Here is a 20,199-nt window from a genome sequence, read left to right on the forward strand (position 1 = left end):
TTTTTTGTGAATGGAATTTTCCATTTTATAAACCGTAGCCGCGCATTGCACCATACATTTCCGGTCTCCGGTCGCGGTAGACACCCCACGAACGGCGCATCTCACGGATTTCATCCAAATCGAACGTATGCGTCAGCACGCCTGCGTTTTCGCGGTCAGCCTGCTCAACAAGCGCGCCGGTCTCATCCGCGATAAAGGACGAGCCGTAGAACGTCAGCGAGGACGACTGGTGCTGGTTATCCTCAGTCGGCTTTACGGTCTCGGTACCGATGCGGTTTGCAGCGATCAGCGGCATAATATTCGCTGCCGCGTGACCCTGCATGCAGCGCCGCCAGTGCGGCATGGAATCGCAGTCGAGAATCGGCTCGGAGCCGATAGCCGTCGGGTAGAACAGCAGTTCAGCGCCCTGCAGCGCCATGCAGCGCGCGGACTCCGGGAACCACTGGTCCCAGCAGATACCGACGCCGATTTTCGCATAAGCCGTATCCCAGACCTTGAATCCGGTATTTCCGGGCGTAAAATAGAACTTTTCCTGATAAAAATGGTCATCCGGAATGTGGGTCTTGCGGTACTGACCCATGATCGTGCCGTCCGCGTCAATGACAGCCACCGTGTTGAACGTGGTCTCGCCGACCCGCTCGTAGTAGCTGACCGGAATGACGACCTTGAAATCACGGGCAATGGTCTGCATCTCGCGGACCGCCGGATTTTCCTCGAGTGTTGTCGCTAAATGATAGTTCTCGTAGCTTTTTTCCTGGCAGAAATACCAGTTTTCAAACAGTTCGGGCAGCAGAATGATCTGCGCACCCTGAGATGCCGCTTCGCGGACCTTTTCACAGGCTTCTTCCAGACCGTAGGTCATCTGAATCGCAGCAACGGTTACTTTATTGGACATAAAAGATTCTCTCCTTTATAGCGGCAACACCACACAATTAAAGCTGCGGTGCTTTGCGGAAATTTTGTGCTCTGCTGTCGTTGCGATTTCACGGTAATACACAAGTATTACCGCAAAACCGCGCCTAAGCAGAACGCAAAATTTGCTCGCAAATCACTCTTGTTCAATTATGCGGTATTGCCTTATCTTCTCTTGCGCGTGGGCGGTTTTTTGCCCTTGCCAGGCTTGCCGCCGCGCCCCTTGCCGCTGTGACGGCGGCGCTCCGCACGATTGCCTCTCGGAGCACGGTCGGTGTCCTCACGGCGCGGACGATCCAGCTTTTCCGAAACCGGAAGCGAGCCGTCTGCCGGTGCAAAGTCGATCTGACCGGTGGTGTCGCTTGCGGCAAGCAGCTTGACACGCATCGGCGTGCCGATTGTAAACCGCTTGCCGGTGTGGCGGCCGACCATCGCCATGTGCTCCTCGTCGTACTGGTAGAAGTCGCCGGTCATCAGCTCGGCTCGAATCAGACCCTCACAGCCGTTTTCCAGCGCAACGAACACGCCGAACGACTGTACGCCGGAAACCTCCGCGTCAAATTCCTCACCGATAAACTGCTGCATGTAGGACGCGATATACAGCTTGTCGATGTCGCGTTCGCAGTTGTCGGCAGCCTGTTCGCGGTTTGTGGACTGGTCTGCGGCTTCCTCGCACATTGTTTCGTCTGCCGCGGTAAATTCTTCACCGAGCAGCGCCTTCTGCAGCATGCGGTGTGCCACCAGATCGGGATAACGGCGGATTGGCGAGGTAAAGTGCAGATAAAACTTCGCCTTCAGACCGTAATGGCCAATGCACTCGTCCGCGTAGCGGGCACGCGCCAGCGAGCGCAGCAGAAGCGTCGGCAGCACGCGCTGCTTCGGGTCGTTCTTTGCGCCGCGCAGCACGGTCTGGAACTGCGCCGTATCCTCCGGCTTGGACGGGTCGATGCGGTAGCCGAACGGACGCGCAAACGACGCAAACACGCGCAGCTTGTCCGGATCGGGATTCTCGTGCACACGGTAGACGGTCGGCAGCTCGCGCTTGCACATATACTCGGCAACTGCTTCGTTGGCCTGCAGCATGAATTCCTCGATCAGCTTTTCACTCTCGCCGCGCTCACGGAACCGGATTTCAACCGGCTTGCCGTTCTCGTCCACGCGGATTTCCGCCTCCGGAATGTCCAGCTCGAGTGCGCCGCGCTCAATGCGGCGCTTGTACAGCGCGTGCGCCAGATTGTTCATCGTCTCGGCAGTCTCGACCAGAAAGGCGTATTCCTCGCGCAGCCCCTTGTCCCCCGCGAGGACTTTGTTGACCTTGTTGTAGGTCATGCGGGCCTTGGAGCAGATGACCGACTTGGCAAATTTCGCACCATACCGGCGGCCGTCCTTATCGACCTCCATCAGCGCGGAGAACGCCAGACGGTCCACCTTCGGGTTGAGCGAGCAGATGCCGTTGGACAGCGCGAACGGCAGCATCGGCACAACGTGTCCCGGGAAATAAACCGACGTGCCGCGGCGGAACGCCTCGGCGTCAAGCGGTGAATCCGGCGTGACGTAATGGCTCACGTCCGCGATGTGTACGCCGAGCAGATAGTGTCCGTTTTCCATCTTTTCGAGCGAAACCGCGTCGTCAAAGTCCTTCGCGTCATCGCCGTCGATGGTAAAGATCAGCTTGTCGCGCAGATCGAGCCGCTTGCCGGCGGTGCCCATATCGACCTCCTGCGGAATGGCGAGCGCCTGCTCGAGCACCTCGTTCGGGAATACATCATACACGCCGTTTTCGTGCAGAACAGCCGCGATAGCGGCCTCCATCGTGCCGCTTTCGCCCAAATCCGCGCGGACAACGCCCTGCGGCATAAACTGCTCATCGCCGTAGTGCGAGATTGAAACAGCCACGCAGTCACCGACGGCGGCTTCGCCGAGGTCATGCTTGTCCACCGCGATCTCCGGATACTTTTTCGAGGTCGGCTGCACGAAAAATGCCTTGCCGCGCTGCACGAGTTCGCCGGTCAGCTCCTTGCCGGCGCGTCCCAGCACGCGGATAACGGTTGCTTCCTTGCGGCCGCGGTTGTTCTTGCGCTCACTCACCTTGACGAGCACGCGGTCGCCGTGCCACGCACCGCCGGACGCATTCGGCGGGATGAACAGATCATCCGGCTTGGCTTCGCCCTCCGGATAATCCGGCGCGACAAACGCGAATGCCCGCTCGGTAGCCAGATAGGTTCCGGCCGCACAGCCGTAGTGCGCGGAGACCGCAAAGCGGTTTTTCTTATTTTTCATCACCCTGCCGTCCGCAATGAGCGCGTCCAGCGCGTTTTTGAGATTGTTTTTGCCTGCATTCGGCAGCTCGCGCCGGATGTCCTCAATGCGGCATGGGTGCACCAGAATTTCCAACAGTCTGGATTCCAATTCGGTGTCTGCTTCTTTATTTTTCATATTCGCCCCTCCTATCTTCGGCTTCTGGCGAAAATTATCCATTGTAAAAATAAGCTGTCATACTTCATCATTATTATACCATTCTCCCATCTTATTGAAAAGCGAAATCGGGGTAAACCCGTAACCAGCCGCAAATTTGTACAGAATGTGACGAACGGCATGAATTGACGCGGACAACGCATCATGATACTATATAGTATATGAATATCAGAGCAAAACGGAGGGAATTTGCATGAAAGCACTCATCACGGGTGCGTCCTCTGGACTGGGACGCGAAATGGCGCGCCTGCTGGCGGCACGCGGCTACGAGCTGATCCTGTGCGCCCGCAGAGAGGAACGCCTGCGCGAACTGGCGGCAGAGCTGCCGGTACCGTGCCGCGTCATCGCGGCGGACGTGTCGGACGAGCAGGAATGCCGCCTGCTGTACGAGGCGGTACAGAGCGAGGAACTGGAGGTCGTGATCAACAACGCGGGTTTTGGCCTGTTCGGCGAGTTTGTCACCGCCGATCTGGATGAAGAACTGCGCATGATCGACACCAACGTGCGTGCCGTACACATTCTCACCAAGCTGGCTGTGCGGGATTTTGTGCAGCGCGGACGCGGCTACATTCTCAACGTGTCGTCCTCGGCGGGATTTTTGCCGGGACCGCTGATGGCGACCTATTACGCCACCAAAAACTATGTTCTGCGCCTGACAGAAGCCTTGCGCGAGGAGCTGCGCCGCGCCGGCTCTCCGGTGCGTGTGTGCGCCCTCTGTCCGGGACCGGTGGACACCGAGTTCAACAAGGTCGCAGGCGTGCGGTTTTCGCTCTCCGGTCTGTCGGCAGAGCGTGTGGCGCGCGAAGCTGTTGACGGCCTGTTTGCAGGCAAGGCAGTTGTCGTTCCGGGTGCAGCCATGAAGGCCATGACACTGGCGCGGCATTTCGCGCCGGACAGTATTCTTGCCCGTATCACCTATCATTTTCAGCATAAGAAGGGCGCAAAATGACTGCAAAAGAGATAAAAAGAACGCTGCAAAGCGAATTTGTGCGTACACTGCGCAAGCCGTTCGTGGACGCGGTAAAAGCATATGGACTGGTAAAACCGAGCGATAAGGTTGCGGTGTGCATCTCCGGCGGCAAGGATTCTATGCTGCTGGCACTGCTGCTGCAGGATTTGCAGCACACAGTGGATTTTGATCTCGTGTTCCTTGCAATGGACCCGGGCTATGCGCCGGAGGGCCGCAGGCACCTCGAGGAAAACGCAAAACGACTGGACATCCCGCTCGAAATTTTCGACACCGACGTACTGCGCGTGGCAGGGGTACACTCTGCCGAGCACCCCTGCTTTCTGTGCGCAAAAATGCGGCGCGGCTATCTGTACACCGAAGCACGCAAGCGCGGCTGCAATAAAATCGCGCTTGGTCATCACTACGATGATGCCATCGGCACCGTGCTGATGGGACTGATCTACGGCGGTCAGGTGCAGGCCATGCTGCCGCGCGTCAAGGCCAAGAATTACGAGGGCATGGAGCTGATCCGTCCGCTGTATTTCACGCGCGAGCAGAGTGTCATTGACTGGGCGGAATATTGCGGTCTGACCTTTCTGCCGTGCGACTGTCCGGCAAAAAAGCTGGAAAGCGACACCAAACGCGCGGAAATCAAGCAGCTGATCGCGTCTCTCGCGGCAAACAACCCGCAGATCGAAGCGAATATCTTCAACGCGGTCAAGAACGTCGATACCGCCAAGCTGCTCGGCTGGCGCGATGCGAACGGTAAACATAATTTTCTGGATCAATTTGAGTGATTCGAGGAACTATCATGAACATAAAGAGAGCAAAAAACGAAATCAAAAACGCGCTCAAGGCGTATCTCACGACCGATGAATTCGGCGCGTATCGCATTCCGCCGATTCGGCAGCGGCCAATCCTGCTGATGGGACCTCCGGGCATCGGCAAAACGCAGATTATGCAGCAGATTGCCGAGGAGACCGGCGTCGGCCTTGTCTCCTACACGCTGACGCACCACACGCGCCAGTCCGCGCTCGGTCTGCCGTTCATCGACAAGGTGATGCTCGGCGGCGAGGAACGCACCGTCACCGCCTACACAATGAGCGAGATTATCGCTTCGGTGTACCGCGAAATGGAACGCACGGGCGTCAAAGAGGGCATTCTGTTCCTCGATGAGATTAACTGCATTTCCGAGACACTCACACCGATGATGCTGCAGTTTCTGCAGTGCAAGACCTTTGGCAACCAGCAGCTGCCTGCCGGATGGGTGGTCGTAGCGGCCGGAAATCCGCCGGAATACAACAAATCCGTGCGGGAATTTGACGTGGTAACACTCGACCGCGTCAAAAAAATCGACATCGAAGAGGATTTCGGCGTGTGGAAGGAGTACGCGTACCGACGCGGCATCCACGGCGCGATTCTGTCCTATCTCGAGATCCGGCGCGAGCATTTTTACCGCGTAGAGGCCACCGCCGACGGACTGCAGTTTGTCACCGCACGCGGCTGGGAGGATTTGTCCGAGCTGATGCAGGTGTACGAGTCGCTGGGTATTCCGGTTGATCGTCAGGTTGTGGAGCAGTATCTGCAGCTGCCGCAGGTGGCAAGCGATTTTGCGAATTATCTGCAGCTTTATGACAAATACAAGCAGGTTTACCGCGTGGATGAGCTGCTTTCCGGCACCTGGGAGCCGGTTCGCGCTTCCGAACTGCGGGACGCGCCGTTTGACGAAAAACTGGGCGTGCTCGGTCTGCTGCTGAGCCGGCTGGCAGACGATGCCCGTAACGCGTACCGTCTGGATGCGCTGACCGATGCGCTTCATGCCGACCTGCTCGCCATCCGAGAAGGCGAAAAAGCCATCGCTTCCCTGCCGGATGAAAAACGTGCCGCGCTTGCAGACAAGCGAAACGGCGGCTCGTCCGACAAGGACGCACTCTATGTCGCCTCCCGTGAGGTGGAACGTCTGGATGCCTACCGGCAAGCGCTCACACTCGAAAAAGTACCCGATGAGCAGCAGTTTGACCGTCTGAAGGCGCTTTTCTCCGCCGATGTGGACGCACGCGCGGCCGCCGCAGACAAGACCGACACCGAACTTGCGAACGCCTTTGCCTTCCTCGATGCCGCCATTCCGGACTCGCAGGAGCTGGTGCTGTTCGCTACCGAACTGACCGCGAACTGGTTTACCTCGTGGTTTATCCAGAACTTCGGGTGCGATGCGTATTTCGCGCATAATAAGCGCCTGCTGTTCGATGATACGCAGAAACAGCTTCTGCAGGATATTGAATCCGCAAGAAACGAAGAATCATGAACAATTTATCCGGAAACCCGGTTGCGCATTAGGCTGCAGCCGGGTTTCCGGCGTATGTAGAGGGTATTTCATCTGCGGTTTTCCACCGTCAAGAACGGGTTTGACCTCTCTATGGTTGCCATCAGCGCTGGATTGTGCCTGTTCCTCCACTGCCCGTTTTACGGCATCGGTGTCAGCACAGTGCTCTCCGTACTGCTGCTCGGACGGGTCATCAAGCTTTTTGAGCTGCTCCCGCTGTCCGGCGCATAAAAACGCCGCCTGCACACATCATTCCTTGATGTAGCGCAGACGGCGCAGAAACTCTTCGTTATCGGTTTTTTCGCAGATGGCGTCAATGCCGGAGGAGATGATCCAGACCGCCATGCCGCGCCGCGCGCACAGCACCAGCATATCAATAATCATCTTGTGATGCGCCGATTCCTGTCCCGCGAACGGGAAAAAGCAGATCAGCAGCTTGGGATTGAGCAGATACCACCGATAATACGAAAACCGCAGACGATCGGGCAGTGACCATGCGCTGATCGGACGCAGCAGCATTTCGCGCGGGAACCAGCGAGTCGCCTCCTCCAGAATACTGGAGACGAGCTTTTTGCGGATCAGCCGCTTGTCTGCCTTAGGAATCAGACAGGTGCACAGATTGTCGAGCGCGGTCATGTTGTCAAACAGCACGCCGCCCGGCCGGTCGGGCCGCTCAATCTGGATGCCGATCTCGGTGCCGATGATACGGTTCAGCTCGCTGTGGTCGTAAATTCTGCCGTCCAGCCGGAAAATGCCGTTCTGCCAGCCCTGATTCCCCAGAAAGCAGTCGTGCAGACGGCGTCCGGTGCTGTAATTCTCATCGTGCAGAAAGGCGATCTCGCCAGCGCATACCTCGAAGGACAGCGGCGGCAGTGGCGGCAGGGACAGCTCAAATACGGAAAGCACCGTCTTGCCCTTTGCGGGCGCTGTGCGCTCCATCCATGCCGGACGGCTGGCACGCTCCCAACCGAGCAGCTCAAACAGGCGCGGGCCGTATTCCTCGGGATACAGCCGGAAAAAGGTGCGGCGCTCCTTAATCACATCAATGCGGCCGGCATAACGGAACATGAACATCTCATCCATATCGAAAAGGAGCACCGCCATGCCATGCCCGAGCAGAAGCTGTACGCACTGCATCAGCCGGTCCTGATCCTGCCGGCGCAGTGCCTCTGTCAGCCGATCGAGGACGAGCAGCCGGCAGCCGGTGAACCATGCGCGGAACACCGAAAGCCGGTAATAATCCAGCACCGAAAGGTCGGCAAGGCGCGTCTCCCACGAATGCTCCAGCCCAAGCTGCCGCAGCATATCGGTCGCGGCAAGCGATTTCAGCCGTGCCGCACTGCGGTTCTTCTGCCGGTATGAGGTCGTTCTGCCAAGCGCCAGCACAAAATCGCGCATGGTCAGCTCCCTGCCCGCAAAGCGGGATTTGTCCACCAGCATGGTGTTCTGCCGGATCCAGTGCTCGATCACTGCGGCGCCTGTCTTGCTGCCGCAGCAGAAGGCGCGTCCGTCCGTCAGTGCAAGGCGTCCCTTGAAAAGATCCAGATATGCAGTACCGGAGGTCAAATACTCATCCACATATACGCCGATGCACTCGCCGCAGGAAACCGAGATATCAAACCGGTATTCGCCGGTATCGCTGCGGAATACACCATGCTCAATGCGTATCAGTTCTTCCTTCATGTCACTCCTCCTGCAGCAGCAGCGGCAGTGTAACGCAGCATTCGGTACCGATTCCCTTCGCGCTGAATATCCGCAGACCGTAATTTTCTCCGAACATCAGCCGTATACGGCTGTTGACATTGCGCAGCGCAATGCCGCCGCGTTTGCGGCTGACGGCGTTCGCGCTGCCATGGGCAAACTCCTCGTTCAGCTGCTCCACCTGCTCCTCGGAAATACCGATTCCGTCGTCCTTGACGCGCAGGAACAGCGTATTTTCGCTGTTTTCCACCGAAATATGTACGGTTCCCTGCCCTATCTTGCTCTCCAGGCCATGCACGACGGCGTTTTCCACCAGCGGCTGCAGGATCAGCTTGGGCATACGCGCCTCGAGCAGGTCCTCGTTTTCCATTTCCAGTTCCATATCCAGCTTGTCACCGAAGCGGCAGCGCTGGATGGTGAAATAGTTCTCGGCGTTGTCCAGCTCGTCCGAAAAGGTGACATATTCCTGCACATTGGAGATGGTGTAGCGAAAAAAAGTCGCCAGTGCCTCGGTCGTCTCCGCGATGTCCTCGCAATCCGCCAAGAGCGCATCCGAACGGATCGCCTCAAGCGCATTGTACAGAAAATGCGGATTGATCTGGTTTTGCAGCGCCAGATACTCCGCCTGCTTCTGCCGCAGGCGGGTGATCTCCTCGCCGTGCAGACGATCCTCGATCTCGTGGAAAAAGGCAAAAATATCGCGGCAGCGGCTCCAATCCTCGTGCAGCACCGCATCCAGATTGCCGTCCCGCCGATAACGGCGCAGCGCCCGGCGCAGCTTCCATTGTGTTTTCAGCCACATGCCCTTCACCTACCTGTACAGCTTTTTATAGTCCGACGGACTGATTCCGGTGGTTTTCTTGAACAGGCGGGAGAAATATTTCAGGTCACGATAGCCAACCTGTTCGGCAACGTCCTGCACCGAGCATTCATCGCCGCACAGCAATTCCTTCGCCTTATTCATGCGCAGCTCGGTCAGATAATCCATGAAATTCTGTCCGGTCTCCTTTTTGAACATGGCGGAAAAGTAGGTCGCGTTGAAGCCGACCGCATTGCTGACGTCCTCGAGCCGCAGAGATTCCTGATAATGCTGCTGGATAAAGTGCTTTGCGTCCGTAATGGGACGTGCTTCGCGCTGAGAGCGCTCCCGGCGCAGGCGGTTCAGCTCACCGCTGACGCCGTCCTGCAGCAGCCGAAGCAGCTCCTGTGCGTTGGTACACTGCCACAGTCCGTCCTCCATGCGCTGATAGAACTGCTCATCGGCGCTGCCGTCCTGCTGCAAGCCGTAGCGCACCGCAGTTAGTATCTGCCGAAACCAGTCCTCCAGCATTTGTCCCCAGAGCGGCTGCATAGACATAACTGCGCGGTAGCTGTCCTCCAGCTCCTCGGCGTACTGCTCGGTGTTCAGACATGCGGCAGCCTCCTGAAAGCGACGCTTCTGCGCGCCGTCCAGCGTATAATGCAGGGAAAAATCCGGTGTTTCGGCTTCGGCGTCCCGCCAGTTCGGTGTGTGGCACAAACCGTCGATGCACAGCCAAATCGCCTCCTTCAGCGAAACGGACAGCTTTTCTGTGGTGCTCTGCCGACTGCCAAGGCAGACGGCGGCGCGAATGCCCCAGAACAGGTCGCGCTGCTTTTCGATCTCCTTGCGTATCTTGGTGAAGCACCGCTTGACCTCGACCGGCTGATACTCCGGCGTATACACGGCCGCCACGATACCCTCGCGGCGTGCCGATGCCACAAAGCCGCAGTCCATCTGTCCCAGCTCCTGCCGGACGATCTCGAGCGCGTGCTTCTGCATGGCACGGAAGCCGTCCTGATTTTCTGCCGCAGACGGAATATTCGGCTTGATAACAGCCGCAAAGTAGCTGCCGCCTTCGGGCAGACCGCGCTCCAGATCAAACGAGCGCACGGTGCTCGAGGTGCGTACACCGCCGCGCACCTCAGTCATCAGGGTGTCGATGATGCGCTCCTGCTCGCGCTCGCTGCTCTTTTTCAAGCGGTACTCTATCGCTGCTTCCTCGCCCATCTTCTCCTTGAGGCTGATCAGCAAATCGACCATTTCCTCCTGCTTGAGCGGCTTAAGCAGATAGCCTTCTACGCCGTATTTGAGCGCATTCTGCGCATATTCAAACTGGCGGTAGCCGCTGACGATGATAAAATGCAGTCCCGGCTGAATCTGCTTTGCCTGCCGAATGAGGTCAATGCCGTCGCAGCCGGGCATGCGGATATCGGTCACCAGCAAGTGCGGCTTCTTTTCGCGCACTTGATCGAGTGCGCTTATACCGTCGCTCGCCATGCCGACAATCTCAAAGCCAAGACCTTCCCAGTCAATCAGCTTGCGCATCAGCAGCAGGACCTTTTTTTCATCATCTGCCAGTACGACCCTTAACATACATATTCCCCTTTGAAGGTAATTTTAGGAAAACAGATTTTGCTTGTTGATAGGAAAAAGGGAAAACGTAACCGTTTTCCCTTTTTCTTATTCATAATAACACTGTTTGCAAGGATTTGCAAAGTATTTTCAAGAAATTACTCGTAATCCTTAACGTTGCTGGAGTCGATCCAGGTGTTGTCGGTTACGATCTCGGTGGTGTCGAGGGTTTCACCCTTGAGCAGCTTAACAGCAGCCTCGATGCCGTTTGCAGCCATAGCGCCGCCGTTCTGAGAAACGGTACCGGTGATGCGGCCGTCCTGAATAGCCTCAAAGCCGTCCGGCGTGCCGTCAACGCCTGTGATAACGATGCCGGAGTTTGCACCTGCTGCGTTGCCGGCGCCTACTGCCATACCGTCGTTCTCACAAACGATAGCATCCAGATCGTAAGCGGACAGCCAGCTCTCAACAGTGGACTGTGCGCTTGCGGTATCCCACTGGCAATCAGCCGGAGCAACGACCTGCTTGATCTCGGGGTAGTTCTTCAGAATGTTCTCATAGCCTTCCATGCGCTGCAGACCGCCTGCATCGCCGGACGGGCCGGTCAGGATAGCGATGTTGCCCTTGCCGTTGAGGAGCTTTGCAACCTGCTCCATCTCGGTTTCGCCGGCCTTTACGTTGTTGCCGTAGGAAACAGCGGAGATACCATTGTTCTGCCAGTCGGTGCAGGCAGAGATGATGTTGATCATAACAACGCCGGCATCAGCTGCGGACTTTGCAGCGTCAGCAAGACCGTCCGGATCAACAGGCTCGAACAGGATGGCATCATAGCCCTCGGATACGCACTGCTCAATCTGGCTGATCTGGGTAGCGGCGTCCTGATCGGCACTCAGAATGGTCAGGTCAACGCCCAGCTCGTCAGCCTTGGCCTCAGCAGCCTCGGATACGGCAATCTGGAATGCGTTGGTCTGGTGCTGCTGGATGAGGGCGATCTTGTAGGAATCGCTGCCGGAATCAGCACCGGAATCGGTGCCTGCATCAGAACCGGTGGAAGTACCACCGCAGGCAGCCAGACTCAGAGTCATGGCACCGGTAAGCAGCATAGCGAGAAGTCTCTTTTTCATTTTCTTTTTCCTCCTTAGAGAAGTTGTGGTTATGATAGGAGGAGAGAGGAGCGTTCGCACGCTCCTGCGGTCCTCACAGTCAACAATGGAAATCAGTTTTTCTTGGTCTTGCCCTTTACGTCGATCAGAACGGCTACCACGATGATAACGCCCTTGACGATCTTCTGCCAGTGGGACGATACGCCCATAATATCCAGACCGTTTGCGATAACGGTGATCAGCAGACAGCCGATGACAACGCCCCACGGCTTGCCTACGCCGCCGGTCATGGATACACCGCCGACTACGCACGCGGTGATGGCGTCCATCTCGTAGCTCTCGGCTGCGGTCGGCTGACCGATGGTAACGCGGGAGGTCATCAGGAAGCCGCACAGACCAGCCAGCAGGCCGGCAATGGCGAACGTGGAGATGCGGATCGCGGTGGTGTTGATGCCCGAAACGCGGGCTGCCTGCAGATTGCCGCCGCAGGCGTAAACACGTCGTCCGTAAACCGTTTTAGATAAAACAAATGCACAGATGATGATAACGATTACAAGAAAGATGGACAGCATCGGAATGCCTGCGATAGAAGATGCAGCGACAGCCTTGTAGCCCTTGCTGATGCCGGTGATCGGCTTGCCGTTGGAGGTCAGCAGCGCCAGACCACGCACAGCCGTCATCGAGCCGAGTGTCATAATAAACGGGGGCAAATCGCCGATGGCAACGCCGATACCGTTTACCATGCCGACTGCCAGACCGGCCAGCATCGCAACGACCAGCGGCACGATCAGCGGCAGGTCGCCCTTGCCGAGCAGCGCTGCCAGAATGCCGGTGAATGCTACGGTAGAGCCGACCGACATATCAAATCCGCCCGCAATAATGACGAACATCATGCCGAACGCCAGAATGCCGTTGATGGAAGCCTGCTTGAGGATGTTGACGAGGTTGTTCGGGCTGATGAAGCTGGGCTTCAGAATGGTCAGCGCAACGACCAGTACGATAAAGATCAGGAAGATGAAGTATTCACTGATCAGTCCTTTAAGATTTTTCTGTTTCATGTTATTCCCCTTCCTTTATACTTCAAGCGCGGATGCCAGCGTCATGATGCGTTCCTGCGAGAACTCGTTGCGCTTCACCTCGCCGGAGAGATTGCCTTCGCACATTACCATGATGCGGTCGCAGACGCCCATCAGTTCGGGGATCTCGGACGAAATCATGATAACCGCCTTGCCCTGCTGTACCAGCTTGCCGATCAGCAGATAAATATCGCGCTTGGCGCCGACGTCAATGCCTCGGGTCGGCTCATCGAGAATGATGACGTCCGGATCGTTCAGCAGCCACTTGGCGATAACAATCTTCTGCTGGTTGCCGCCGGACAGGTTGCCCGCGATCTGGTCGCCGGAAGGAGTTTTGATATTCAGCTTTTTGATGTACTCCATGGAAGCGGCGCGTGCCTTGCTCTTGTTATAAAGGCCATGGCTGAGCAGCTTCTTGATCGCTACCATGGCGATATTGTCGTTTACCGAACCGCTGAGGTTCAAACCGGTGACCTTACGGTCCTCGGTGATGAGCGCTACGCCCTCCTTGATGATATCCTTCGGAGAGTGGACCTTGATCTTTTTGCCCTTGACAAAAATCTCACCCTGCGACAGCTCGTGCATACCGAAGATGCCTTCCACCAGTTCGCTTCGACCTGCGCCTACCAGGCCGCCGATGCCGAGAATCTCGCCGCGGCGAACCGAAAGGCTGACACCCTTTACCTTGTTGTCGGCGCGAACGATGTTCTTTGCCTCAAAGATCACATCGCCGATCTCCGCATCCAGTTTTGGGAATACATCGGTGATTTCGCGGCCGACCATCATCTTGATGAGCTGGGACTCGTCCAAATCCTTAGTATCGCCCGAGCCGATGTACTGACCATCGCGGTAAACGCTGACGCGGTCACAGATGGAGAAGATCTCGTCCATGCGGTGCGAAATGTAGATAATCGCAACGCCCTTTGCCGTCAGGCTGCGGATATGCTCGAACAGCAGCTCGACCTCACGGTCGGTGATAGCGGCGGTCGGCTCGTCCATGACAATGACCTTGGCGTTGATGGAAATTGCCTTGATGATCTCGATCAGTTGGCACTGTGCAACGGTGAGGTTGCGCAGCTTTTCCTTCGGGGAAACGTGCAGACCGCACTCCTTGATGAGCTTTTCCGCTTCTGCGATCTCTGCCTTTGCATCGACCAGACCGTTTTTGCGGAGCTCGCGTCCGACGAAGATATTTTCATACACGGACATATCCAGAATCGGGTTCAGCTCCTGATGGATCATGGCAACACCATGGTCCATGGCTTCCTTCGGGTTAGAAACGTGATACGGCTGACCGTTGAAGATGATCTCGCCGCCCTCGTCCTTGGTGTAAATGCCCATCAGAATTTTCATCAGGGTGGATTTACCGGCACCGTTCTCGCCCATCAGCGCGTGAACCTCGCCCGGCTTCACTTGAAGCTGCACATGATCAAGCGCCTTTACGCCCGGGAAAGACTTGCTGATATCTTTCATTTCCAGTACATACTCCATGCTGTTCTTCCCTCCTCATGTGTCATTTCTTTGTGATGATTTTATCAAAGTCGCCGAAATTAGAAAACACACAATCTTCACATTAGGGGTGATAATTTTTAGTTTTTTTACAAATACGGCACTTTGCTTAAAACACTGCATTTCAAATTGTGCAGATTGACAATATCTTTTGTGTGCACCGATTCAAATACACGCAGAGCAGCCGGTCCCTGCACAGTGCATTTCCTGTGCAGAGACCTTGGGAAACACCGCACAATTAAAGCGCTCTTGTTCAATTATAGTGAAGATTTCCATCGGAGTGAGAAACCTCTCGTCTGAGCAGAGCTTATACATCACGGCAGTGTGGAAAGCCGCTATGCGGATAACCTGTTTTCACCGTTTCGATGCAGAAACAGTGAACCCAACGGCGAAGCCGAAAACAAAATGAAAAGATGAGGTACCGCTTATGCGCAGCAGAGATACAGAAAAGACGATAAGAGAGCTTCAGCAGTTCATGCGCGAGCATGAGGACGAAATCACTGATGAGGACAGCATACATCGTCTGGCGATGGTCTTTATGCCGCAGCACAACAGCCGGTTGCAGCCGAAACAGACCGAGCCGGAAGACGCATCCGATTATCTGGAGCTGGCGGAGGCGGCGAGTTCTGGCGAGCTATAGAAACCAGACCGTACATGCGGGTCTGCTATACCTATTTTCAAACATTGATCGAGTGCGGCATGATGCGCTGCGCAATCAACGAGGGAGAACGCCTGCTGAAGCTGTCCGAGGGTGATAGCCTCGGCGTTCGTTATCAGCTGATGCACCTGTACGCCTATACCGAGGACGAAATGCACGCGCTGGCGCTGCACAAAAAGTACGGCGGATATGAGGAAACGCAGATACTGCTTCCGCTGGCCATTCTGTACTACAAGCAGAACCAGTTCGACAAGGCGAAAGACTATTTGAACCGCCTTGCTAAAGTAAACCGAGACACAAAGAAGTTCATGCGTCTGGAGGCGAAGCACGATGGGTACAGCCTGCGTATGGAACAGGGAATGTACGGCTATCGGCCGGGCACCATTGAAGAACTGGTAGACGCGTATTTGAACTCGACCTATCTGTTCAATGCAACGCCGTATTTCAGCCAGTGGGCATATCAATATCTGCGCACGCAGACTGCCTCGAAGAAGAAAAAGCCGAAAAACGAGGAGTAAGTCCGAGAGCCGCAGCGAATAACGAAGATGACAAGAACCCGATACGGTGTAAAGCACGGTATCGGGTTCTTGTTCTGTTTCATAAATAGGACATGGGGCTACGTCCAAGCAGGTGTTTTCCTCGCTATTCTTCTTCATCCGCACGTTCCGGCAGGATGAGCACCACGCGGAATATGCTTTCCTGCGGCTCGAACTCCACCGTTCCGCCAAGACGGCGAGTCAGCTCGCGCACCGAGGCGGTTCCGATTCCGCTGCCCGTATGCTTGCGCGAAAGGAACGCACTGCCGCGCCGGTTCACCTCGCCGTCATAGCTGTTTTCGAGCACCACATACAGCCGCCGAAACTGCTGCTTCATGTGCAGGCAGATGGACTTTTCCGTGCTTTCGGGCAGTCTCCAGCACGCCTCCAGCGCATTTTCCAGCAGATTCCCCAGTATGGTGCAGAACTGCACGCTGAACGCAGCAGTATCCTCGGACAGCTCGGCGCGAATCGACACCCGAATTCCTGTGCGCCGCGCAGAGCTGACATAATAGTACAGCATCGCATCCACCGCCGGATCGTGGCAGTAGCTTTCCGGTCGGGTCGCTTCGGACAGCGCAGTAATGCGGCTGATATACGCGAGCTGCGCCTCCGGATCGCCCGCCATACCCGCAATCGTGCGCAGATGCTGTCGGAAATCGTGCCGCTGGCGGCGGCTTTCCTCAATCTTCTCCGAAATCTGCGCAAAATGCGCCTTCTGCATGGCAAGCTGCCGCGCCATCTGCCGCTGCTCCTCCGTAAAGGTCAGGCTGCGTCGGTAGCCCTGTGCGATATCCTGCCAGAACACCGCGCCCAGCACGCACACCAGCAGCAGGCAGCCCCATTCATAAAACCATTTGCCGAGAATCGGCTCGTAGGCAGGCAGCAGGCAGTCCCACAAAAACAGCGTGCCGTAGAAAATATCCGCGCAGAACAGCGCTCCGGCGTGCCATTCCCGTCGGCGCGCCGCATAGAGGGCCGAGCCGAGCAGATAGACTGTCACCGCCAGCCGAAACAGCACCGTCAGATTGGAAAATGCGCGGATACTCCATTCGGACAGGTGCGCGGCACACGCACCGCACAGCAGCGCCGCACCACATATGCCGGCGCAGACCAGAACCGCCGCCTTGCGCACGGCATTCGGCAGCGCACAAATACGTCCATGCAGCAGAACGATTAGCAGCGTGGTCAGGTAGCCGCTGACCAGCTCGATGGTGTACCAAGGCTGCACCGGCAGCGCCTTCAGCGCATGAACGACCGGACCGGACAGCAGCACTGCCGCGCTCAGACTCAGCAGCAGAAACAGCCGTGAATTGGGCGGGCACCGCATGGAGCCGAGACACAGCCACAGCGCAAAGGACGCAAACAGCAGCATAAGTGTCAGCATAGCGGCGGAGATGCACACGCGCACCGCACGCTGGGTATTCACGCCCAGCGCTGTACCGAACGCCGGCGGATAGGTCATACCGCTGTATATCCAGCTTTCATCTCGCACCGCCAGCAGCAGGCGCACCGTGCCGCTGCCCTTAAAGCTGACCGCACGGTTTTGCAGCCGCGAGCGGTACTGCTCGGCGTTCGTCTCGCCCGCGGAGAGCACCAGCTCGTCATCAATATAAAACCGGTAAGCGGAAAAGATCTCGGGCAGCTCGATCAAATACCGCCGCGGCGTTTCGGGCAGCAGCAGCGTCAGCATATAGGTGCCGCAGCCATGCGGCGTCCGTTCCGTGCTGCCGAAAGCAAAATTGCTGTATGCGCCAATCTGCACGGAACGAACGGTGCTTTTATCGCGGTTTTCGCAGGTTTTCGGGGAAAGCAGCACATCGGGATAGAAATTCCAGCCGTTCCACAGGCTGCGCACCGGATACGCCGCCAAATCGTCCTCAGAAACGAACAGCGTTCCGGCGATTGCCTGCGGCGCAGACTGCGTATATTTGTTGTCATAGTGGTACAACAGCAGGCAGAACGCAGATGCCGCCGTAAATACCAGCAAAGCCGTCAGCAAACGGCGAAAGAACCGGCTCACAGGTGTTTCCTCCACCACATCAGACCGAAAACTGCCGCCAGCACGGCCGCGCCTGCAGCCGCAAACGGCAGCTTCTGTTCCGGTTCGGCAGGTACTTCTGCCTCATCGGTCGTCAGCGTCATACCGTCCGGCAGGTTGATCTTCTCTCCGTTCAGCCGCAGTTCCACCTGTGCTCTGCCCTCTGCCGATCGAGTGAGCGTAACCGCAAGAGTATCCGCATCGGTCAGCTCCAGCGCCCGCAGCGTATCGACCGGAAGCGAAAAGGCAATACCGTTTTTATTCAGCGTCAACGGCTCGTCCAGCTCGATCAGCGCCAGCAGGCGCGTACCGGAAAGCACCGCACCGTCTGCGGTGTCCTGCTCAAGGACAGGCGCAGCCGACTCCGCCGCAACCGGCTGCTTGACTTCGCCGGACGGCGCGCCAGCGGGCTGCCGCTGCACCGGCTGTCGGCTCTCAGTCTGACCGCGCAGCACCGGCGGCGTCGGTATCGTTGCCTCGTCCTCAAGCCTTGACGGCGCAGCAATGAAAGGAACGGTGGGGACTGCCGTTTCCGGCTTCTCCGGTGCTGCGGGCGTCTCCGATTCATCGTCTGCAGGCAGGTCAGGCTCGGGTGCTTGAGCGGCATCTTCGGACGGTGTTTCCGGCTCGTCCGCTGCCGGTTCGGAGGTACTCGGTCGATGGTGCGAGCCGCCCGAATGTGAGCCGCCGGGCGATGGCTGAATAATATCCGGCAGACAGGTATCCTCACCGCCGCCGTCGCGGCTGCCCGCACTGTAGCCGTGCTTGAGCGGAGCGACGTCGTATGTAAAGGTCAGAATGCCGGTCTGCCCTCCGGGATATTCCACCTGCAATGCACAAGTCGTTCCCGATGTCAGTCCGCAGGTCTGCGGATAAAGTTTCAGCGCATCCGTCCCGACCGAAATCCCGCGCGTCAGCGCCTCCCATGCACCGTTTTCCTGCTTAAGCCATACCGTGAACCGGTCGCGCTGCGCCTTTTGCTCCTCGGTCAGCACCCACGGAAAAATCATCTGACCGCGTGCCATGATGAACTCACCGATCTCCGGCTTTCCGGTCTGCTGTACGCTCACGCGACAGCGAATCATCGGCGCTTCCACGCCCTCGGCAAGCGAAAAGCACGCTCTGTCCTCCCCATCGACCAAAAGCAGCGGCGCCACAGCATCATACACGCCGGGCGTATTCCAATCGACCGCCGACAGCTCCCACGCTCCGGTGAAAAAGTCATAGGGTGTGCCATCCGCATCATAGCCGCACAAGCCGTCTCTCGCATCACGGAAAAAGGCGTGCAGCGCGTCCGCATCTCCGCAGGCAATCGCGGCTACGTCAACATTCACCTGTGTGTCGAAGCGCGTCAGCACGATGGTTTCCGGTTCCGGTTCGGGCGTGGATTCGGGCGGTTCGGGTTCCGGCTCGATCCAAAAGCCGCTGTCCATATCGGGTTCTGCCGGCTGAATCGCGCCGTTTTCCTCATTTTCGTCCGATACTTCCGGCGTTTCCTCGATGGTTTCCGTATCGGCAGGCTGATTTTCCGCAATGGCAGGCGGCTGCTCCGCGCCGTGCTCCGGCAGATCCGGCAGTTCGTACGCCAATGCCGCGCCGGTACACGCTGCTGCGCACAGCAGCGGCAAAATCAGCTTCGCATATGCTCTCATAATCCCCTCTCCATTTCCCGCAGGGCAAACGCCTGAAAGCTGCGCAGCACCTCGCTGCGGCAGCGCCGCGCAATCGGCAGACGAAGTCCGTTATCCATAATAAAATCACTGCCCTCCTGCGCGGCTACATGCCCGAGTTGGATTAAAATACCGCGCCCGATGCCGAGAAAACGGTTGTCCGTCTCCAGCGGCGCGGTCAGTTCGGCAAAGGTCGCTGCACTCTCAATGCTGTACTCACACAGGCGCACCACGCCATGCCGTGCGATCGACTCGATGCACACAATCTCCCGCCGGGAAAGCATCTGCACGCCGCTTTTGGTGGGTACAGTCAAAAGATCGGACGGATCGGGCGCAGGAAAGCAGAAATCCAACGCCTGCCGCAGACGCTCCTCGGCAAAGGGCTTAACCAAATAGTAGGTGGCGCGCACCGCATAGCTTTCCAACATAAACTCCTGGCTGGTGGTAAGGAAAATGATCCGGCAAGCCGGGTCGCGGTGATACAGCAGCCGCGCGACCTCCATGCCGCTGACCTCGCCCATGTAAATATCAATAAATGCGGCGTCATACCGTCTGGGCACGAACGCAGCGGTAAATTCCTCGCCGGAGGCAAACTCCTCGATGGTAAACGCAGCGCCGCGCGGTGCAAGCTCCCGCTCGAGCGCCTCCCGCAGAACCGCGCGGTCGGCGGACAGATCATCTATAATTGCGATACGCAGCATACAACGCCTCCTGAACAAATTATCCCAGTTTCATTATAGCACAAAAACAACGCGGTCGAGCAACCGTTTGGTCGCTAAAAGCAGCCGTTCGGTAAAATCGCTTGCCGCGGGCTGGACAGCGTAGTTTACTATAATCAGCCAGACTCGATACGGAGTCCGGCTTTTTATGGC

General features: G+C 57.2%; 17 protein-coding genes. 6 read left to right on the plus strand and 11 right to left on the minus strand.

The features are described from left to right. Positions 1–25: 25 nt before the first annotated feature. Together aguB and rnr are read right to left on the minus strand one after the other, a co-directional pair. A complete protein-coding gene (gene aguB, locus DW088_RS11885) occupies positions 26–895 on the minus strand; it encodes an N-carbamoylputrescine amidase (protein WP_110435811.1) in 870 nt (289 codons plus the stop codon). A 182-nt stretch (positions 896–1,077) separates the two neighbouring features. After that, complete coding sequence (rnr, locus tag DW088_RS11890; RefSeq protein WP_158574685.1) at positions 1,078–3,348, minus strand: ribonuclease R; 2,271 nt, start codon at positions 3,346–3,348, stop codon at positions 1,078–1,080. 232 nt (positions 3,349–3,580) lie between these two features. On the opposite strand from rnr, the gene DW088_RS11895 reads away from it, so the two are divergent. From DW088_RS11895 to DW088_RS15920, 4 genes are all read left to right on the plus strand, one after another. Continuing rightward, positions 3,581–4,336 (plus strand): SDR family NAD(P)-dependent oxidoreductase, encoded by a 756-nt coding sequence (locus DW088_RS11895; protein WP_117751914.1) that lies wholly within the window; start codon positions 3,581–3,583, stop codon positions 4,334–4,336. After that, a complete protein-coding gene (locus tag DW088_RS11900) occupies positions 4,333–5,133 on the plus strand; it encodes a tRNA lysidine(34) synthetase (RefSeq protein ID WP_117751915.1) in 801 nt (266 codons plus the stop codon). Before DW088_RS11895 ends, DW088_RS11900 begins: the two co-directional genes overlap by 4 nt. 14 nt (positions 5,134–5,147) lie before the next feature. Beyond that, entirely contained in the window at positions 5,148–6,641 is a 1,494-nt protein-coding gene (locus DW088_RS11905) for an AAA family ATPase (protein WP_118360883.1), read from the plus strand. 111 nt (positions 6,642–6,752) lie between these two features. Continuing rightward, positions 6,753–6,890, plus strand: a complete 138-nt coding sequence (locus tag DW088_RS15920; RefSeq protein WP_158574686.1) for a hypothetical protein — start codon at positions 6,753–6,755, stop codon at positions 6,888–6,890. Positions 6,891–6,908: 18 nt separating this feature from the next. Here the strand turns inward: DW088_RS15920 and DW088_RS11910 are convergent, their stop codons facing one another. From DW088_RS11910 to DW088_RS11935, 6 genes are all read right to left on the minus strand, one after another. Further along, entirely contained in the window at positions 6,909–8,342 is a 1,434-nt protein-coding gene (locus DW088_RS11910; protein WP_118360884.1) for a hypothetical protein, read from the minus strand. A 1-nt stretch (position 8,343) separates the two neighbouring features. Next, a complete protein-coding gene (locus DW088_RS11915) occupies positions 8,344–9,162 on the minus strand; it encodes a sensor histidine kinase (RefSeq protein ID WP_118360885.1) in 819 nt (272 codons plus the stop codon). A 9-nt stretch (positions 9,163–9,171) separates the two neighbouring features. Beyond that, entirely contained in the window at positions 9,172–10,755 is a 1,584-nt protein-coding gene (locus tag DW088_RS11920; protein ID WP_118360886.1) for a response regulator transcription factor, read from the minus strand. Between the two features lie 137 nt (positions 10,756–10,892). Beyond that, positions 10,893–11,858 (minus strand): sugar ABC transporter substrate-binding protein, encoded by a 966-nt coding sequence (locus DW088_RS11925; protein ID WP_118360887.1) that lies wholly within the window; start codon positions 11,856–11,858, stop codon positions 10,893–10,895. A gap of 92 nt (positions 11,859–11,950) precedes the next feature. Further along, positions 11,951–12,895 (minus strand): ABC transporter permease, encoded by a 945-nt coding sequence (locus tag DW088_RS11930; protein ID WP_118360888.1) that lies wholly within the window; start codon positions 12,893–12,895, stop codon positions 11,951–11,953. Positions 12,896–12,910: 15 nt separating this feature from the next. Then, positions 12,911–14,404 carry a sugar ABC transporter ATP-binding protein gene (locus DW088_RS11935; protein WP_118360889.1) on the minus strand — a complete coding sequence of 498 codons (1,494 nt, stop codon included), beginning with the start codon at positions 14,402–14,404 and terminating at the stop codon, positions 12,911–12,913. A gap of 445 nt (positions 14,405–14,849) precedes the next feature. Between DW088_RS11935 and DW088_RS11940 the strand changes: the two genes are divergently transcribed. Beyond that, complete coding sequence (locus DW088_RS11940) at positions 14,850–15,062, plus strand: hypothetical protein (RefSeq protein WP_118360890.1); 213 nt, start codon at positions 14,850–14,852, stop codon at positions 15,060–15,062. A gap of 59 nt (positions 15,063–15,121) precedes the next feature. Further along, complete coding sequence (locus DW088_RS11945) at positions 15,122–15,598, plus strand: tetratricopeptide repeat protein (protein ID WP_147356567.1); 477 nt, start codon at positions 15,122–15,124, stop codon at positions 15,596–15,598. A gap of 124 nt (positions 15,599–15,722) precedes the next feature. Here DW088_RS11945 and DW088_RS11950 read toward each other — a convergent pair whose 3' ends face one another. The 3 genes from DW088_RS11950 to DW088_RS11960 are packed head-to-tail and all read right to left on the minus strand — an operon-like array spanning position 15,723 to position 20,028. Continuing rightward, positions 15,723–17,639 carry a sensor histidine kinase gene (locus DW088_RS11950; RefSeq protein ID WP_118360892.1) on the minus strand — a complete coding sequence of 639 codons (1,917 nt, stop codon included), beginning with the start codon at positions 17,637–17,639 and terminating at the stop codon, positions 15,723–15,725. Further along, on the minus strand, positions 17,636–19,309 hold the full coding sequence (locus tag DW088_RS11955; RefSeq protein ID WP_118360894.1) for a hypothetical protein: 1,674 nt from the start codon (positions 19,307–19,309) through the stop codon (positions 17,636–17,638). The genes DW088_RS11950 and DW088_RS11955 overlap by 4 nt, the downstream gene beginning before the upstream one ends. Then, complete coding sequence (locus tag DW088_RS11960) at positions 19,306–20,028, minus strand: LytR/AlgR family response regulator transcription factor (protein WP_118360896.1); 723 nt, start codon at positions 20,026–20,028, stop codon at positions 19,306–19,308. Before DW088_RS11960 ends, DW088_RS11955 begins: the two co-directional genes overlap by 4 nt. Positions 20,029–20,199 lie beyond the last annotated feature (171 nt).

It is taken from the genome of Butyricicoccus sp. AM05-1 (genome assembly GCF_003474415.1).
Classification (GTDB): Bacteria; Bacillota; Clostridia; order Oscillospirales; family Butyricicoccaceae; genus Agathobaculum; species Agathobaculum butyriciproducens.

Coding starts and splice junctions, on each gene's coding strand:
- aguB (WP_110435811.1), bottom strand. CDS start 895: ATGTCCAATAAAGTAACCGTTGCTGCGATTCAGATGACCTACGGTCTG.
- DW088_RS11920 (WP_118360886.1), bottom strand. CDS start 10,755: ATGTTAAGGGTCGTACTGGCAGATGATGAAAAAAAGGTCCTGCTGCTG.
- DW088_RS11895 (WP_117751914.1), top strand. CDS start 3,581: ATGAAAGCACTCATCACGGGTGCGTCCTCTGGACTGGGACGCGAAATG.
- DW088_RS11955 (WP_118360894.1), bottom strand. CDS start 19,309: ATGAGAGCATATGCGAAGCTGATTTTGCCGCTGCTGTGCGCAGCAGCG.
- DW088_RS11945 (WP_147356567.1), top strand. CDS start 15,122: ATGATGCGCTGCGCAATCAACGAGGGAGAACGCCTGCTGAAGCTGTCC.
- DW088_RS11905 (WP_118360883.1), top strand. CDS start 5,148: ATGAACATAAAGAGAGCAAAAAACGAAATCAAAAACGCGCTCAAGGCG.
- DW088_RS11960 (WP_118360896.1), bottom strand. CDS start 20,028: ATGCTGCGTATCGCAATTATAGATGATCTGTCCGCCGACCGCGCGGTT.
- DW088_RS11935 (WP_118360889.1), bottom strand. CDS start 14,404: ATGGAGTATGTACTGGAAATGAAAGATATCAGCAAGTCTTTCCCGGGC.
- DW088_RS11940 (WP_118360890.1), top strand. CDS start 14,850: ATGCGCAGCAGAGATACAGAAAAGACGATAAGAGAGCTTCAGCAGTTC.
- DW088_RS11910 (WP_118360884.1), bottom strand. CDS start 8,342: ATGAAGGAAGAACTGATACGCATTGAGCATGGTGTATTCCGCAGCGAT.
- DW088_RS11900 (WP_117751915.1), top strand. CDS start 4,333: ATGACTGCAAAAGAGATAAAAAGAACGCTGCAAAGCGAATTTGTGCGT.
- rnr (WP_158574685.1), bottom strand. CDS start 3,348: ATGAAAAATAAAGAAGCAGACACCGAATTGGAATCCAGACTGTTGGAA.
- DW088_RS11930 (WP_118360888.1), bottom strand. CDS start 12,895: ATGAAACAGAAAAATCTTAAAGGACTGATCAGTGAATACTTCATCTTC.
- DW088_RS11925 (WP_118360887.1), bottom strand. CDS start 11,858: ATGAAAAAGAGACTTCTCGCTATGCTGCTTACCGGTGCCATGACTCTG.
- DW088_RS11915 (WP_118360885.1), bottom strand. CDS start 9,162: ATGTGGCTGAAAACACAATGGAAGCTGCGCCGGGCGCTGCGCCGTTAT.
- DW088_RS15920 (WP_158574686.1), top strand. CDS start 6,753: ATGGTTGCCATCAGCGCTGGATTGTGCCTGTTCCTCCACTGCCCGTTT.